Annotated in this window: 16 protein-coding genes; 8 read left to right on the top strand and 8 right to left on the bottom strand. The window is 42.7% G+C overall.

Translation table 11 applies throughout. The features are described 5' to 3' along the window. Nucleotides 1–115: 115 nt before the first annotated feature. Together RMO55_RS19430 and RMO55_RS19425 are read right to left on the bottom strand one after the other, a co-directional pair. The gene (locus RMO55_RS19430) at nucleotides 116–628 is read right to left on the bottom strand and encodes an inorganic diphosphatase (protein WP_310429384.1); all 513 of its coding nucleotides are present in this window, start codon (nucleotides 626–628) and stop codon (nucleotides 116–118) included. 112 nt (nucleotides 629–740) lie between these two features. Next, nucleotides 741–926: a hypothetical protein gene (locus RMO55_RS19425; RefSeq protein ID WP_310429382.1), complete on the bottom strand. Its 186-nt coding sequence runs from the start codon at nucleotides 924–926 to the stop codon at nucleotides 741–743. A 335-nt stretch (nucleotides 927–1,261) separates the two neighbouring features. On the opposite strand from RMO55_RS19425, the gene RMO55_RS19420 reads away from it, so the two are divergent. Beyond that, entirely contained in the window at nucleotides 1,262–2,029 is a 768-nt protein-coding gene (locus tag RMO55_RS19420; protein WP_310429380.1) for a HEAT repeat domain-containing protein, read from the top strand. A 77-nt stretch (nucleotides 2,030–2,106) separates the two neighbouring features. Here RMO55_RS19420 and nblB read toward each other — a convergent pair whose 3' ends face one another. From nblB to RMO55_RS19400, 4 genes are all read right to left on the bottom strand, one after another. After that, the gene (gene nblB, locus RMO55_RS19415) at nucleotides 2,107–2,751 is read right to left on the bottom strand and encodes a phycobilisome degradation protein NblB (RefSeq protein WP_310429378.1); all 645 of its coding nucleotides are present in this window, start codon (nucleotides 2,749–2,751) and stop codon (nucleotides 2,107–2,109) included. Nucleotides 2,752–2,897: 146 nt separating this feature from the next. Beyond that, on the bottom strand, nucleotides 2,898–5,909 hold the full coding sequence (locus RMO55_RS19410; protein ID WP_310429376.1) for a poly(A) polymerase: 3,012 nt from the start codon (nucleotides 5,907–5,909) through the stop codon (nucleotides 2,898–2,900). A gap of 82 nt (nucleotides 5,910–5,991) precedes the next feature. Beyond that, on the bottom strand, nucleotides 5,992–7,143 hold the full coding sequence (locus tag RMO55_RS19405) for an AAA family ATPase (protein WP_310429374.1): 1,152 nt from the start codon (nucleotides 7,141–7,143) through the stop codon (nucleotides 5,992–5,994). Nucleotides 7,144–7,364: 221 nt separating this feature from the next. Further along, on the bottom strand, nucleotides 7,365–8,177 hold the full coding sequence (locus RMO55_RS19400; RefSeq protein ID WP_396134410.1) for an RNA ligase family protein: 813 nt from the start codon (nucleotides 8,175–8,177) through the stop codon (nucleotides 7,365–7,367). A 314-nt stretch (nucleotides 8,178–8,491) separates the two neighbouring features. On the opposite strand from RMO55_RS19400, the gene RMO55_RS19395 reads away from it, so the two are divergent. After that, nucleotides 8,492–8,818, top strand: a complete 327-nt coding sequence (locus RMO55_RS19395) for a hypothetical protein (protein ID WP_310429370.1) — start codon at nucleotides 8,492–8,494, stop codon at nucleotides 8,816–8,818. Here RMO55_RS19395 and RMO55_RS19390 read toward each other — a convergent pair. Beyond that, nucleotides 8,787–11,387, bottom strand: coding sequence for a M1 family metallopeptidase (locus tag RMO55_RS19390; RefSeq protein WP_310429368.1), 2,601 nt, complete (start codon nucleotides 11,385–11,387; stop codon nucleotides 8,787–8,789). The genes RMO55_RS19395 and RMO55_RS19390 overlap by 32 nt on opposite strands. Before the next feature lie 136 nt (nucleotides 11,388–11,523). On the opposite strand from RMO55_RS19390, the gene RMO55_RS19385 reads away from it, so the two are divergent. From RMO55_RS19385 to cofH, 6 genes are all read left to right on the top strand, one after another. After that, nucleotides 11,524–11,847, top strand: a complete 324-nt coding sequence (locus tag RMO55_RS19385; RefSeq protein WP_310429366.1) for a DUF433 domain-containing protein — start codon at nucleotides 11,524–11,526, stop codon at nucleotides 11,845–11,847. 41 nt (nucleotides 11,848–11,888) lie between these two features. Next, complete coding sequence (locus RMO55_RS19380) at nucleotides 11,889–12,140, top strand: type II toxin-antitoxin system HicA family toxin (RefSeq protein WP_310429364.1); 252 nt, start codon at nucleotides 11,889–11,891, stop codon at nucleotides 12,138–12,140. Beyond that, complete coding sequence (locus RMO55_RS19375) at nucleotides 12,140–12,337, top strand: type II toxin-antitoxin system HicB family antitoxin (RefSeq protein ID WP_310429362.1); 198 nt, start codon at nucleotides 12,140–12,142, stop codon at nucleotides 12,335–12,337. The genes RMO55_RS19380 and RMO55_RS19375 overlap by 1 nt, the downstream gene beginning before the upstream one ends. Nucleotides 12,338–12,932: 595 nt before the next feature. Further along, nucleotides 12,933–13,223, top strand: coding sequence for a DUF5654 family protein (locus RMO55_RS19370; protein ID WP_310429359.1), 291 nt, complete (start codon nucleotides 12,933–12,935; stop codon nucleotides 13,221–13,223). Nucleotides 13,224–13,658: 435 nt separating this feature from the next. Then, nucleotides 13,659–14,021, top strand: a complete 363-nt coding sequence (locus RMO55_RS19365) for a response regulator (protein WP_310429357.1) — start codon at nucleotides 13,659–13,661, stop codon at nucleotides 14,019–14,021. A 43-nt stretch (nucleotides 14,022–14,064) separates the two neighbouring features. After that, the gene (gene cofH / locus RMO55_RS19360) at nucleotides 14,065–15,228 is read left to right on the top strand and encodes a 7,8-didemethyl-8-hydroxy-5-deazariboflavin synthase subunit CofH (RefSeq protein ID WP_310429355.1); all 1,164 of its coding nucleotides are present in this window, start codon (nucleotides 14,065–14,067) and stop codon (nucleotides 15,226–15,228) included. Between the two features lie 30 nt (nucleotides 15,229–15,258). Here the strand turns inward: cofH and ppsA are convergent. After that, nucleotides 15,259–16,470: phosphoenolpyruvate synthase (gene ppsA, locus RMO55_RS19355; RefSeq protein WP_310429353.1), on the bottom strand; the 1,212-nt coding region annotated here is incomplete at its 5' end.

Raw genomic sequence — 16,470 nt, 5'->3', positions numbered from 1 at the left:
GGGGGTGTGGGGGTGTGGGGGTGTGGGGGTGTGGGGGTGTGGAGTATTTATTATGACCTTACAAAATTACTCCCCAACTCCCCAACCCCCGAACTCCCCAACTCCTTCACTCCGCCTATTTCTTAGCCGCCGCAACACATTCTTGAACTAGAGGCATGACAGCATCGACATCTTTCCAGCCGAGGATTTCAGTGACTTTTTTCTCTAGATTCTTGTATGTCTTGAAAAATTCCGAGATTTCATCCAAGCGATGTTGGGGAATATCTTTGAGCGATGTTACATGAGCATAGTTAGGATCTTTATCAGCAACGCAGAGAATTTTCTCATCTCGATCGCCACCATCGATCATTTCTAGCATCCCAATCGGCCGTGCGGCAATCACGCAGCCAGGAAAAGTAGGTTCGTCGATGATGACCATGCCATCGAGTGGATCGCCGTCGTTACCGAGCGTATTGGGGATAAAACCGTAGTCGCAGGGATAGTGTACAGAGGATGACAACACTCGATCGAGTGCCATTGCATTCAGATCTTTGTCAAATTCGTACTTATTTTTACTACCAGCGGGAATTTCGATTAAAACGTTGATAATCCCGAATTTAGGTTGAGCGGGAATGAGGGATAAGTCCAAAGCAAAATTCTCCAATTCAAAAAAGACTGGGGAATATTTATTCCCCTGCTTGCATTTTACTAGGGATTGGGAATTGGTTAGTAGATGTTTAGAGTCCGAATCGGTCTTTATCTCATTCGGGTATCTCTGTCGCTGGTAAATCGGGTAAAGCTTGGACGCGACTGGCTGGCGAGTAGTGAACGATCGCAGCGACAGGTAAGATCAGCGTAAAAATCGCGATCGCACTTCCCCAGAATTCTCCCCACCTATGTGGAGGAGGTTCGGTTTTAGATTTGCCAGACGGGGCACTAGATTCCATGTGATAAATATATTTAACTCGATATTGATGCCAATCCCTGCACTGACAGAGGATTTAAGTCGCACCACTAACTTTATTTTACCCAAGAATGACTAGATAGTTGTTACATAGCTCACAATTGTTCGCATTTGAGGCGATTGTCTTGGCCACGAACATCGTTCTGGCTACCACCACTTTGCTATAATGCCATGAGCAGTAGTTAGCGGAGCCTCTCCACTGGACAACTGTCGATGCTATTAATAATCCAGTCGATATCTGTTCGCGACATCGGTTGGTTGGCAGATGTGGAATTTTGGGCTAAATTTCAGGGATGGGCGTAGGTTAGAGTATCTATTATGGTTTATGAAGACGATCTAAACTTCCTAGAGGATGACACGGATCTAGATAGTCCTCTTGACGATCTGGATACTTTGGCTGTGTTGGATGCCAATCCAGAACCCATCAGACCCAATCCAGAGGAGATGTTACCATTACTCTCCGATCCTATTACTACCCAGAGAATGCTGGCGGCTAGAGCTTTCTGCGAAATTCAAGATGCTCGGGCGATTCCCCACTTGATTCGACTCTTAACCGATCCTTGCCCCCTGGTGCGAGTTTCGGCTGCCTACGCCCTAGGACGCAATCCCAGCCCTGATGCGGTCGAACCGCTAATTAACCAACTCGATCGAGATTGGAATGGTTATGCTCGTAAGGGCATTGTTTGGGCATTGGGAAACTGTCGAGATCGTCGCGCCCTCAAGCCGCTATTACGCTCTCTCAAGGTGGATATTCCGGCTGTACGGCTGTGGGCGGCTAGTTCCCTCGGTCAAGCCGCAGATCTCAGTTATGAGGCTGTCATCGCCACTGTACCCCCAATTATCGAAGCTTTAATTAAAGATCCACTAGCAGCAGTCCGCAGTAATTGTGCTTGGTCATTAGGCCGATTGTGTCGAGAATTACCGTCTAATGTTGTCTATGCCACTGCTGTCGATGCGCTGATTCAAGTATTAGAAGAAGATCCAGATCTCGGTGTCAGAGACGATGCCAAAGCTGCTCTACTCAAGCTCGGAGATCCACGCGGGATTCAATCGATCGAGAATCTTGAAGCAGAGTTAAATCTTTAGGATATTGGATAGGGTGAGGACACATCCCCGAATTCTTCGAGAAGAATTCGGGGATGTAACAGTAACGCAAAAATTAACTAATTTCCCTGTGCTTCTAGAGCAACTTGTTCGACATCATCAGTTGCTAAAATCGCCAGATTTTGAGCGGCTAATTCACCACCTAAATTACGCAGAGCGCGAGCGAGTTGATAGCGAATTTGCCAATCAGGATGAGTGACAAATGGGATGATACTTTCGACACCATCAGGATCGCCTAATTCACCGATCGAGCCAATCGCTGCAGTTTGAATCAGAGTAGTTTCATTTGTTAGAGCGGTTTGCAATAATTGTAACCCACGCGGCTCTCCCAATTCACCCAAAGCAGCAATAATACTAAACTGAACCAACCACTCTGGCGTAGTTTCATAGAGATGTTGGAGATCGTCGAATGCGGCAGTAAGCTTGAGTGCGCCGATAGCATCTGCTGCTGCGGCTTGAACATCTGGCTCTGGATCGTCAATCAATCGATCGCGTAAAATAGTGAAACTTTCAGTCAGATCTACAGATCCTATTGTTGCCAATTGACTCACTGCAGCATATCGAACGCGGGTGTTATTATCTGTTACCAATTGCTTGATATAGCCAAAAGCAATAGTAGGTTCGAGTTCTCTCACCATGTTCAAGGCAGTGATGCGATCGCCTTTATTCTCTGAGTTAATTAGTGTAGCAATAGATTCAGTCATAATAAATTATTAATTTCGATTAAATTTTAAATATTTATTGCAGAACTTCAGATTGAGGGAATCAATCGAACTTTTACATTCAATCGATTTTATCATCAACAAGTAACTTCAGGGTAGCAGATCGGACAATAATTTTTATCTACTTATCACGTTGTACTGTTTAGAGACAGGGTTATCTGGGTGCTGCTACCAACTCCATTCAACTGAGTAATAAAATCTTGCGTTAGTCGATCGATCGACATAATTTCACAATTGGCAGGTATTTTTAGAAATAATGTAAAATTTTTCGTGCTTCCATTTTTTTCAAATGTTGGATTAGGGCGAACAAAAACATCGAGTTGTTCGAGTTGGATTACTAGTCCAATTATATAAGCTTCCAAAAGGCTGCTACTTTTTTGGAGTTCTTCATTGTCTAGATCGGTTATGGCGATCGTTAATAAAGTATTCGAGCCTACTAATAAGTTAATTGGTTCGTATAAAGACATCCATTCATCTTTACCTAAAAGTATTTGGGCTGAAATTTCCGCACCTCTGACAAACTCACTTTGCAAGATTTTAGCGGTTGAACGGGTGACATTTCGCGCTGTATTTTTACAGGGTTCGATCGAGGAAACGATTGGTAATAGATCTTGAGGTAATTGAGGCATGTATTGTTTACCTGCATCCGTTAAATAAATAACTTGATGCCAATTATGACTACTCAATATCTGAAAAAAGTGAGCTATTAATGCTTCAACAGATTTATCTTTGGCACTGTAATTAATGCAGGTATATGCACAGAGTAAAGACCAAGAAAATCCACCGAGAAAACCCCAAGAATTTCCATGTATTTTGCGAGATTTTGCCCATACCCTGACAGATCTTAATAGTAGTCGAAATCGATTGAGTGGTATCTGCTGCTGGACTAAATCGATCGTCACATCTGCATCCCAACAGCCGGTGATAAATTTAGTATTCTTGATTCGAGAGCTAAGATCGCGAATATCTACATTTTCCCATCCATCAAATATTTCTACTTGGGTATAAAGTAAATCTAGTGAGACACCTTCAATCTGCACCCGCAATAATGGGAATTTGGCATCGAGGATAACTTGAGATCGATCGCACAATCCTGTCAAAGAATCTTCTACTTGAACCAGAAATCTCTTGCCAGAAACAAAGTCAGGAATCAAGCAGACAACATCGATGTCGCTGTCAGAATTTTCCACCCCCAATCGCGCCGAACCGAATAAATGTAAAGATGCTTCAAATCCTAAACATTCAGTACAAGCTTGTTTGACTACAGCTAATACTGTTTCTCTTTGAGATCGTTCGATATCTGTTAAATCTGGTTCCAGCTTGACAATTAGATCTACTAATTCCCCTCTTTCTACAACTTTAGGCAGAAGTTTGCCGACACCAACCATATGCCTAATAACGCAAGGTTCATCGCGACGACGGCTCACCAAAGCCACTGAATCGACAGTAAACTTGAGTGGATGCCATTGGGGTAGTTTTACCTCAGCCTCGCTGAAATTGGCAAATTGTCCGACACTCAAATGGGGATTAAATCCATCGATAGTTTTGGTACTTTGTTCGTAACACTGGGGGAATAACTGATACAGTACATTTTGCAGTTCGTGCAATGCTCCTTCTGGTTTAACTATCGGGTGCAAATAAGCGGTTGCAGTCTTATGATGAGTAAATATCTGAAAATCGGCCAATGTGACAGTAAATGGTGGAATTTTAGCCAATATAGGCGCAATAATATCTACCACGTCCTCAAAATATCGATCGGGTAAAAAGCCACAGAGTAAGGTAATATGCGGTGGGATGCGGGCGAACCTAGCGGAGTCATATTGTTGGCGAATTGCTTGAATTGGCGGAAATAGTTCTTCAGGTGGAATAATTGCCAGCATACTTTCATATACCGGCGCAATTGTCGTCAAATCTATACGAGCGGCTGGAGTATGATTTGGAGTGGCTTGAGAGATTTTAAAAACTCCACAGACTCCAAAATGATCGGAAGGATAAAGCTGTTTATCGTTACTAATGAAAGATTTACAACCAAATAAATACATCAATTTAGGTTGATAATACTTTTCTATATCTGAGCACCATAAAATGCGATCGAGTCTAGAGGGTTTTCCTTCTAGACTCATTAACATTGCTAAAGGATTAGTAGGCGGATCGAATGTGTAACCAGCTTGCTCTGGATATAACTTTTTCCACAAGTCGATAAAATTACCATGATTAATAATTTCGTCTTGCTCGTCACCGCGCGTATTAAAATCACCGACAATAAATCGATCTCCCGCTTGTTGTTGGAGATAGCCGATAACTGTTGCTAACTGCTGTGTTCGCTTTTGGAAAGCATTATCACCTCGATCGCTAGTGAGATGAATATTAGCCAGATGAACAGATTGATTGTTAATATTCCAATTGCCAATTAGTACTCTTTTGTGTCCTGAAAACTGATATTCGATGAGATTAAATACCCAACGAGACATTAACAGATTGCCATAAGGTTTGACATTATTTCCACTAGGAGATTCAGAAATAAAATAATCTTTTACCCAATCCGTCGCCAAAATAAATGCGAGTGATTCTGGCGTTACTTCCTGGAGTGCAATGATATCTGCATTTGTTTTAGATAATTCTGCCAAGATAACTGGCAAGCGTTTATCTGTGTAAATTTTATCTGCATCGTGGAGATTAGACAAAATATTGTAACTAACGATCGTCAGATTATTATCTAGATCGATCGACTTCAGCACACCTGTAGATACTTTCCATCCATCGAGATCGTATGCATAAATATCTCTTGGTTGAAACTGAACTTGATTATTAGCAATGAAAGCAGCTAAATCTGCTCGATTAGATCCGCCAATATCTGATTTCCAAGCAATCTCAGGTAATTGGTTGGTTGAAATCAAATCTATCCGATTTTCTCGATCCCAAACAATCGTCTCACCACAACGAATATAGCGAATCCGATGCCAAGGAATATCACTATTATCATCCCACTGCGCCAGTGGTTTCTCTCTGACAGCATCAGATATTCGCTCGTGAAATCCGGCGATAAACATATTGCGATTGAGGTTGGTATCCCAGATAATTCTGCTATACACTTCCGTAATCGTCGCCATTTTTTGTTTTTCTGTTTTTTGCTTAGACACAACTTTTTAATTGAGAATTGAGAATTAATAGTTTTCGTAGGGTGTGTTAGCGCGAAGCAGCATAACGCACCAATTCGCCGCATCATACATCGACAAAATAATCTACTTGATGAGCTTCTGTAAGATCGGGGATTTCTAATCGATCTTGATAACGATAAATTACATTATTTGGAACTTGAGCTTTGCGATTGCGATTTTGCTGCAATACTCGATCGATTGGGACTTCCAAATAAACGATCCGAATTCGTGCACGATAGCCAGCAAATAAGCGAATCAAACCAGATCGAATCGGTTTGACGATATTTGTCGCATTCCAGATAAATGGTGTCTCAGATTGCAGATATCCTTTAGCCAGATCTCTACCTGCTTGGATAATTTCTCCCTGTTCATCTGTAGGCAAAATTTTCATCTCGATTCGTAATCTGTCGAGGGATACAACTGGTAGATCTGGATGATTGTGTTCGATCCAATAATCCTTACCCGTACCAGGTAAACCACTCATTAAAATAACTTCCAAGCGAGTATCATCAAAAGCGGCATAAGTCGGATCTGCATCTTCTTTGTGGAAGTAAATAAATCGACTTAAATTGGAAGCAAAAGGATAGGATCGATCGAGACAATTATGCTCCTGACAAAATTCTCTAAAAAACTCGATCGTTTCTAACTGTCTCTCTCGATCTGCACAAATACGTCCTTTGACATCAGCCTCTGCCATCAATGCTAACCAATCACATCGAACTAATTGACTAGCCTTAATAATCGATCGTAATGGTTGCGATTTACTCCAAAACCATAATGGTAAACTTTCATATCGAACGATCGCCACAATCGTCTCCCGAATTGCAAATGGTGTATGCAAATTCTGTAAAATTTTCCGCACCATCTTAGCACCTAAATTCACATGTTCCTTGGCGGTAATTTTGCCATCCGCAGCAACTTGTGTCGCCATTGGTTTAGCAATATCGTGGAATAACGCGGCTGTAAATAAGATCGATCGATCTCGTACATTCATTACTTGCCAATCTGGTAGTAAAACTAATGCTTCACAGACTAATTGAGTATGTATCCAGACATTTCCTTCTGCATGATAGATTGGATTTTGTTCGCATTTAGCTAGAGATTGTAAACAGGGGAATTGGACTAGAATTTCTGTCCAGTTAATTGGTAAATATGGTGAGGTTGGACAATAGGGGAATGTCCAGGTTGTGTTTTTGTCGATCGCTATATTATTCATAGCTATATTATTTACTGTTAAGTTATTGTGATTTATCTCCAATCGCCAGTAGATAAATCTAACGGCTCAAGTCTACTGAATTAGACTAGTAGATTAAAAGTCTGTTTCAATGGGTTTGAGGAAATAGCAAAGCTGTAGCTGTAGGGTGGGCAATGCCCACCCTACAGCTACAATTCAGGACTTAATTCAATTAATCCTAATATTGTCTGACTTTCTAGCGATTAATCCATCCCAAATAAATCAACTCCAGCCAGCAATTGATTAGGAATAATCGGACGATTTAGCCAGTGACTTTCAGACTGTAAAATTGTCGTCAAGAAGTCCGCTCGAACGTACTTGTATCGAGCGATAGTCAACTCAGGCGTTTCCACCTTGATATACAGTCCTTCCATCAACGAACTTTGGTTAGTTTGTTGAATTGCTAAATCTGCATTCAAACCCTGTTCTAGACAAAGTTCGCGCAGTCTATCAATATGTCCAGTCTGAATAAAATGGGACTGTTGCAAGAGACTAACGAGCTGTTTGTGAGACTGTAAATTACCCTCTAGTAACACGGGTACAGAGGCTATAGCCAATCCTTTTAACAACTCTCGTCGCGCTACCGTGCTGAGAAATTGACCACTCGATCGATCGAGTAAATCGTATTCTAAGAAATAATGCGGTAACCGATCGTAAAACACTGTATGTTTGGCATAAAGCCATTCACCATACAAGATATATCGATCGCCTAAAGTATCCCATAATGGAGCATAATGACTATGTGCCCACTGTTTAAATAAGTTAAAATGGCGTTCGCGAGGGCCACCTGTTAAATAATGTCCGCGACTTTGCAATAGTAATTGTCCTTGCTTATCAAAGCTAATTGCGGCATTTGCACCGTCAACTTTTTCCTCTATTACTACATACTCATTGGCGTTCGCGGAGCGTCGGCTTTGCTGAATCGCACTAAATGGTACGTTATCTAAATCTTCATCCCCAGGCTGTTCTCTAGAACCCTCAATATGTGGAGTTCTCGGATATTTTTGCATTAGCATTTGAAGTTCCCCTCTCAAGGCAACAATATAAGTCTTAACTGGTAACTTGTAAGTCGTAATTAAGGTTCTAATTCGGGATTTTAAACTCGCCTGAAAAATCACACATGAAAATGGCGGAGGCTGAATATCGTCGCTCAGAACTATTAATTACTAGTTAAATGTGGAGAGGTAGAAGACTACATGGGAAACTCGCTGGCAAACCTGTATGTATTTTCAATTTACTCTATGAATTACAGGATGTCAAGAGCTGAGTAACTAGACTATATCAGTGTTAAATTCAAGTACCGACGCATCAAAATATACTGCTTCTGGCTATGGCAATAGATCTTTCTACACTAACGCTTACAAATGAAGCTGAAATGATTCTGCTCTTAGGGATTGTCAAGATGGTCAGATTTGGTAATGCCAATACCCTTAGTGGTAACGATACTATTACTAGTAGTGCTACCACTAGCGACGACAGTGCGGGGATTGAGAATAATGGCTCGATCGATATTGGTACTGGCGGTGATAAGATGACAGCCACTGGCCGTCAACGTGGTATTACCAATGGATCTAATACTACAATCAACACTGGCGAAGGTATTGAAAGTGGCAATAATTTGAGACTCAAATTATTGTTGTTGACTGTTTGCTTTTGACCTCTAAGTTTTCCAACCGACTCTTCAATTCTTGATTCGTTTTCTTGACCTCTTCCAATTCCTCACGTAATTGTTTCACTGCTTTATCCGAACCGATTTTCTTCTGTACCTTCTGCACCCCTTCATCCGCCATCCGTTTGACTCGTCCGTCGGGACTTTGACTGGCTAATCCTTGCAATACGCCGATCGCTTTGACGGTTTCCATCTGGCTCAAGGCGTTGACTACTGATACTTGAGTTAGGAAGAAGGACTCGCAAGAAAGTTCGGCTAATTTCTCGATAATCACTGTCAGATTTGCCTCTGATTGACCTTGAGAAATTGCGCCAAGGGCACGAATTGAGGGTAAACGCAGTGGTTGAGGTACGCCAGGTTTAACGTACTCTAGAACGGTATTTAGAGCAATGGGTGAATCGGTCATTTTGGCTAAACCGCCGATTGCACCTGCACGCACAACTTCATTCCAACCAGCGCGGGTATTTAGGACGTTAGTGAGGAGGGTAATTACTTCTTCCTGCTTATCTTTGAGGCTGGCGGTTGTCATCCCACCGAGAGCGCGACAGGCGGCGGCTTCGACGTAATAGCTGGCATCGCCTGTTTCAACGAGTTGTTTAATTGCGGCGTAGGTTTGGGGTGTTTTGATGTTACCTAATTCATCGACAATCGCCCGACGGACAAATGCATCTTCGTCACCGATTTCGGCGATCAGATTAGTTGCGGAGATATCGAGTTTGATTTTAGCCAATTGTTGAGCGGCTTCGAGTCGGACAGCCCAGAATTCTTCATTTGCTAGGCATTCAGTTAAAGCGGTAACGGCTTCGAGGTTGCCTTTTTTAGAGATCGCTGCTGTCGCATAAATCCGCGAGATTGGGTCGGGGTCAGACTTGAGCTGTGCTTTGAGTTCAGGTAGGGGATATTCGAGGGTGACGGTTTTTAAATAGTTATTACCGACATCAAAGCTGATGAAATCGGGTTTTGTTTCGAGGGGGAAGTAGAGAACTTGTTCTTTTTCGTAGATCCGAATTTTGGTAACTTTGACATCAGCCATATCATCTTTGACGTATCCAAATCCAATCGGAATTTTCAGATCGAATAAGTCATTTGTGAGGGTATGAATTCCTTCTTTAGCTTGAGTTTGAGTAACCGTAAGTTTTGCTAATTTATTATCCCCATCCCAACTATAAGCAACCTTATAATCTGGATGTCCGCCCCGATAGACATATTGATCGAAGAGGAACGCCAAATTACGTCCAGTAGATTTATCGATCGCACGTAACAGATCGATCGTTTCCACTGTCTTGTGAGCATTATCATTGACGAAAGTATGGACGAATCGATCGAACAATTCATCGCCTAATTCTGTCCGAATCATATGATAGACACATGCGCCCTTTTCGTAGAGGTGTCGATCGTATAGTTCGATCGCTTCTCGATAGATATTCGTCACAATTGGACGGCGATAACGGCTGCTATCTTCACTTAGATAACTTTGAGCTTCACCTAATAGATAATAAGCCGCTTCATCCTTATCATATTCATGCTCGGTCCACAATACCTCGCAATAAGAAGCCATCCCTTCCTTAATCCAAGCATGAGACCAATGCTTAATTACAACTAGATCGCCGAACCATTGATGTGCCAATTCATGAGCAACTAGACTTTCAGTATTAAAATTATCTAATGATGCCCGTTCGTCCAGCAAACATCGATCCATCAATAGCGTCGTTGAAGTATTTTCCATCCCCCCAAAGATGAAATCAGCAACACAAACTTGAGCATATTTAGGGAAAGGATAAGGATAACCAAACTTCTCACTAAAGAACTCAATCATCTGCGGAGTTTTACCCATATTCAGCTTTGCTGATTCTTCAAATCCTTTTTCGACATAATATGTAACAGGTTTACCATTCCACTCGTCAGCAATTTCAGCAAACCGTCCCACCGCCAAAGTCATTAAATAAGTCGGATGAATCTCCTTCTGCATCCATTGATAAACCCGATCTTCACCAAAGGTAGTTTGTTCGACTAATTCACCATTAGAAATAGCCATAAAATCCTTTGGTACCTGTACCCGAATTGCCGAAGTTGCTAGTTGTCCAGGATAGTCAAAACAGGGAAACCAAAACCGCGAGTCTTCATCTTCACCCTGTGTCCAAACCTGCGTAGGTTTATCAGGATAATGTTCGTCAGGTTGAATAAAATACAATCCACGCTGCGGATTATCTACTTCATAATGAATAATTAAATCTAAGATCTTGCCAGCAATTACATTAACTTTAACTGGAATATGTAATAGTTCCCCATCATAATTAAACTCGCAATCGGTACCATCAATTTCGACTCGATCGATCTTCAGATCCACAGCATCGAGCGTCAAGGATTCGATCGCATTTCGCACGGGATTGAGCCGAATCGCACAAGTCCCTGAAAAGCTGCGATTGGGAATGTCCAGAACCAAATCCAGACTGACATGCTCGACCTGTCCAGGTCGATCGGGATTATAATGAGGGCGCGAGCCAGGTAGTTGAAATGATTTGTGTCCGTTGCTCTCATCAAGATGGCTGTAAGGCATAATAGAATCTATAAAGGTAAGTCGTAAGTTGTAAGTCGTAAGTCGTAACTGTTTCTGGCAAAAGGGTTGGAGACAAAAGTCGATCGGTGCTTATATCTTGACTAACAACTTGGATTATCTCAGGCTATCTTAAATTATGACGCTCTCAGACCTAGAATCCCAGTTACTCGCCCTAACTCCTGCTCAAAAGGAACACATCATTCAATTATTAACTCAAAGTTTGGCGACTACCCCAGCGGGAACCGCACCAACCCCACCAATTTTTAGCGGTAGTGCAAAAATCACTAATACTCAAATCGCCGTTTGGGAGCTAGTAAATGCCAAACAGCTCGGCTGTAGCGACGCAGATCTACTTCAGATATATCCCCAGCTTACAGCCACAGATTTAGCAAATGCGTGGGATTATGCAGAGGCTCATTATGATGAGATTTCGCTAATTCTCCAAGAAATCGACGAATGATTCTTGGTTTTTAAAAATGAATTAATTTAACTGGGGTGACTATGGGTAAAAGAGAAAAACTGATTCAGCGGCTCACGAATAGTCCCCAAAATTCAACGTTTGCCGATCTTCGTAATTTATTAGAATATGAAGGATTTTACTTAGATAAAGTTACAGACAGTCACCATGTTTTTGTATATGCGGAAACAATCTTTGCGATTCCCATTCATAACAATAAAGTAAAAACGATCTATGTCCAAAAGGTCTTGGAATTAATCGAGTCAGCAGATACAGAACTAGAGGAAGAAGACTAATGGAATATCCAACTGTAACTTATTCCTGTGAGGAAGGCGGCTATGTTGTCGAAATTCCAGTATTGAAAGGCTGTTTGGCTCAAGGAGAAACCTTAGAGGATGCTCTCAATGAGTTAAAGATCGTTCGCGATCTGTGGTTAGAAATAGCGAAGAAATATGGGCAAAAATTACCCGATGTGGCAGGATTGATTACCTAAATTATACTTCGCGAACGAAAAGATAAAATCATTGAGTGCTTGAGAAGTTTTAGCTATCGATCGATGTTTCGCAAAATATTTACAATATTATAAATCAACCAAGATCTACGTACAGAAACTTTCCTTTTATTCCCTATAAATTGGGATGATATCCAGTATGTTTGTAGTGGGAAGACCAGAATCCTTTGGATATGAGAGAGGACGGTTTAAGAAGTTCGATCGTGGACTTAACGCGATCGAGTAGCTTGATGTTGGCATCTATCTCTAAGATAACCGATCGATCGATTTTTCTCAAAAGGTGCAGAATAGGGCGTTACATTCGATCGAGTTAAACTATCAAATTCTACACATACTTAGTCCAAAACCTGGCAAGTCTAGATCGATGAATCAGGTGTGGTAGAGATTGTTATAAAACCTCCAAACTTTTGCAAGAGATAGATTATGGTACTTTGATGATAACACTGGCGAGATTCTGGCTACCAGAGAACCTAGATCGAGGAAATGATGGTAGCATACTCCGAATCTTTCCCGATTGGAAAAAATTTCGCCCCTGCTAGGCTAGACTAAAATTACCAAATTTTATCAATCGAACATTATGTCTAGACAAACCGATCTACGAATGCGCTCGCTGACGACAATTCGCGCCCTCTTGCAAACCATGATTACCTTGGCATCTGCATCCCTGGGTTTTGTCGCCGCACTCGCATGGAATGACGCAATTAAGGCTACCTTTAAGAAGTTTTTGGGAGAAGCAGCTTCCCTATCTGCCCTGTACACCTATGCGATTATTGCAACGTTTACGGCCATTTTTGTAGTTGGATTTCTGAGTTGGTTGGCAAGCAAGGTAGGTGGTAATGCGATGATTAGTCGGGAGGTAGATGGTTAGATCTAGCTCCAAAACTATATTTCGATCGATCTGAACAAGCATTCATTGCTTGTAATTTTTTAACGCAGCAATACAAAAAGCGATAAAATACCATTTTCGGGGGGTGCGCTTCATCAGTACCCTAGTTTTTGGTGCTCGATTCTCTGAAACATACTGACAATATTCAAGTCTAAAGTATATATATTGAATACTATTAACTCTACACTAACCAACGCTGGAATCAATAAAAGAGCCTCAAGAGTTTCGTAAGTTAATCAGGTTTCGATCTGTGTGCTAAAGTAGTTTTATGCCAGCTCCACTTGAGGTTTTAGTTGGAGGTTGCTAGACTGAAATTATTTTTTGTTTGGGATCTATCTTACTATTAGTATATTATGTCCCCATGTAAAATAGTCTGAAACTGCTTTATTACTGTCCTAGATTTGAAAAATTAAAGAAGTGAAGAAAATCTTAGTCGTCGAAGATAGTCAGTCGGAAAGAGACTTAATAACTATTTATTTAGAGCAGAATAATTATCAAGTTATCTCTACAAATAATGCAGCAGATGGAATGGAATTAGCTGCAAAGGAAAAGCCAGATGTAATCGTTACAGACATTACAATGGAAGGAGTCAATGGCTTTGAGTTCTGTCGTCTGTTAAAAGTATATCCCGATACCGAGCAAATTCCTGTCATTGCTTGTACGGCACGCGATCGAGATTTAGACAGGTTTTGGGCACAAAAACAAGGTGTCGATGTCTACATCACCAAACCATATTCTGAAGCAGATCTAATTAATGCAATAAAATCTGTTGTTAAGTGAAATCGATATTAACTAAAATGAACAGGTAACTCCACAGGTCGATATGTCTGAAATTACCACTTCATCAACTGCTTCAGACATTAACGTCGTCGATGGCATTCTCGATCGAGCCTTAGACGTTAACGACATTTCCACAGCAGATGCATTAATACTGATCGCTCAAACCCATCCAGATATTATCGATCGAATTCGGGTAACAGCCGACAGGTTGCGTCAAATTCAAGTCGGCGATATTGTCACCTATGTTATCAATCGCAATATTAATTTTACGAACATTTGCGAGCAGCATTGCAGTTTTTGTGCGTTTCGGCGCGATGAAGGTACAGAGGGTGCTTTCTGGCTGAATACCGAACAGATCTTAGCCAAAGCAGCAGATGCAGTTGCGCTGTCAGCTACGGAAATCTGTATGCAAGGGGGATTACATCCAGGTGCAAAAATCAATGGTCGATCGCTGGATTATTATGTAGAGTTAGTCACCGCCATCAAAACCACTTTCCCCCAACTCCACCTTCACGCCTTTTCGCCCCAAGAAGTCGAGTTTATCGCGCGTCAAGATGGGTTGAGCTATGCAGATGTAATTATCGCGCTCCAACAAGCTGGAGTCGGCTCAATGCCAGGTACAGCGGCGGAAGTATTGGATGATAATATCCGGCGGATAATTTGTCCCGAAAAAATCGATAGTGCTACCTGGATTAAAATCGTGACTACTGCCCATCGATTGGGGATGCCGACTACTAGTACGATGTTAGCTGGACATATTGAGACACCCAGCCAACAAATCGCTCATTTAGATCGGTTAAAACAGATTCAACAGCAAGCAATCGCGTTGAAATCGCCCGCCCGCATCACCGAATTTATCATCCTCCCCTTTGTCGGACAATCCGCACCCGCACCTCTACGCAGTCGAGTCGGACGAGACCAACCAGTATTAGCCGATAATCTCTTGCTAACCGCTGTCGCTCGAATTTTTCTGGGTAACTATATTCCCAATCATCAACCCAGTTGGGTCAAGTTGGGTCTAGCGGGCGCGCAAACTGCATTAACTTGGGGATGTAACGATCTCGGAGGAACGCTGATGGAGGAGCATATTACCACAATGGCTGGAGCCGAAGGCGGTACTGCTCAGACAGTGGCGGATTTACAAGGTGCGATTCTGGAGATCGATCGAAATTATCAGCAACGCACCACTTTATATGAGTTAATTTAGATCGGTGGAAGAGATCCAAAGAGTATTCCGCTACATACTAGCTTCCACTCGCGCAATTTCTAGGCGAGTTTCGATCGCCGAATCGGGATTGAGGCTAATCGAGTCGATACCTTGTTCCACCAGAAAGCGGGCGAATTCAGGATAGTCACTGGGAGCTTGTCCGCAGATGCCGATCTTGCGCCCGTTGGCTTTGACTGTGGCAATTGCCATTTTCACCATCGCCATTACTGCGGGATTGCGCTCGTCGAAGATGTGGGATACTAGAGCCGAATCTCGATCGAGTCCCAATGTTAACTGGGTGAGATCGTTAGAACCGATCGAGAACCCATCGAAGATCTGGCAAAATTCGGCAGCCAGGATGACGTTGCTGGGCACTTCGCACATCATGTATACTTCCAGCCCGCTATCGCCTTGTTGCAGACCGTTTTCAGCCATTTCCGCTAAGACACAGCGACCTTCTGCGGGGGTTCGACAAAACGGAATCATTGGGATGATATTTATCAATCCCATCTCTGCTCGCACCCGCTTCAAAGCTTGGCACTCTAGCGCGAAGGCCGATCGATATAAAGGATCGTAGTAGCGCGAAGCTCCCCGCCAGCCAATCATCGGATTTTCTTCATGGGGTTCAAATTGACGACCACCGAGGAGATTGGCGTACTCATTGCTCTTAAAATCGGACATCCGCACGATGACGGGGCGAGGATAGAATGCTGCGGCGATCGTGGCGATTCCATGAGCGAGTTTATCAACAAAGAAGTCTGGCTTGTGGGGATAGAATAACGTCAGCTTGGCAATCTCCCGTTTGACAGTGGCATCTGTGAGCAGATCGAAGTTGAGTAATGCCAGCGGATGGACTCTAATCTGGTTGGCAATAATAAACTCAACCCTAGCTAAACCGACCCCATCGCAGGGAATCGCCGCCAATCCCAGAGCTTCATCTGGGTTGCCGACATTCATCAGGATTTGGGTGTGGGTGGGCGGTAATTGGCTCAATTCTGTCTCGATGATTTCAAATGGCAACAAGCCATCATAGACTCGCCCGATGTCCCCCTCGGCGCAGGAGACTGTGACCGCTTGCCCTGTGGCGATCGCACTGGTAGCATCACTACAACCAACGATCGCCGGAATCCCCATTTCTCTGGCAATAATCGCGGCGTGACAGGTGCGCCCGCCCTGGTTGGTGACGATCGCGCCCGCCTTTTTCATAATCGGCTCCCAGTCTGGATCGGTTTTATTCGTGAC

Source organism: Chamaesiphon sp. VAR_48_metabat_135_sub (genome assembly GCF_031418915.1).
Classification (GTDB): domain Bacteria; phylum Cyanobacteriota; class Cyanobacteriia; order Cyanobacteriales; family Chamaesiphonaceae; genus Chamaesiphon.
This window is presented reverse-complemented; position numbering and strand designations above follow the sequence as displayed.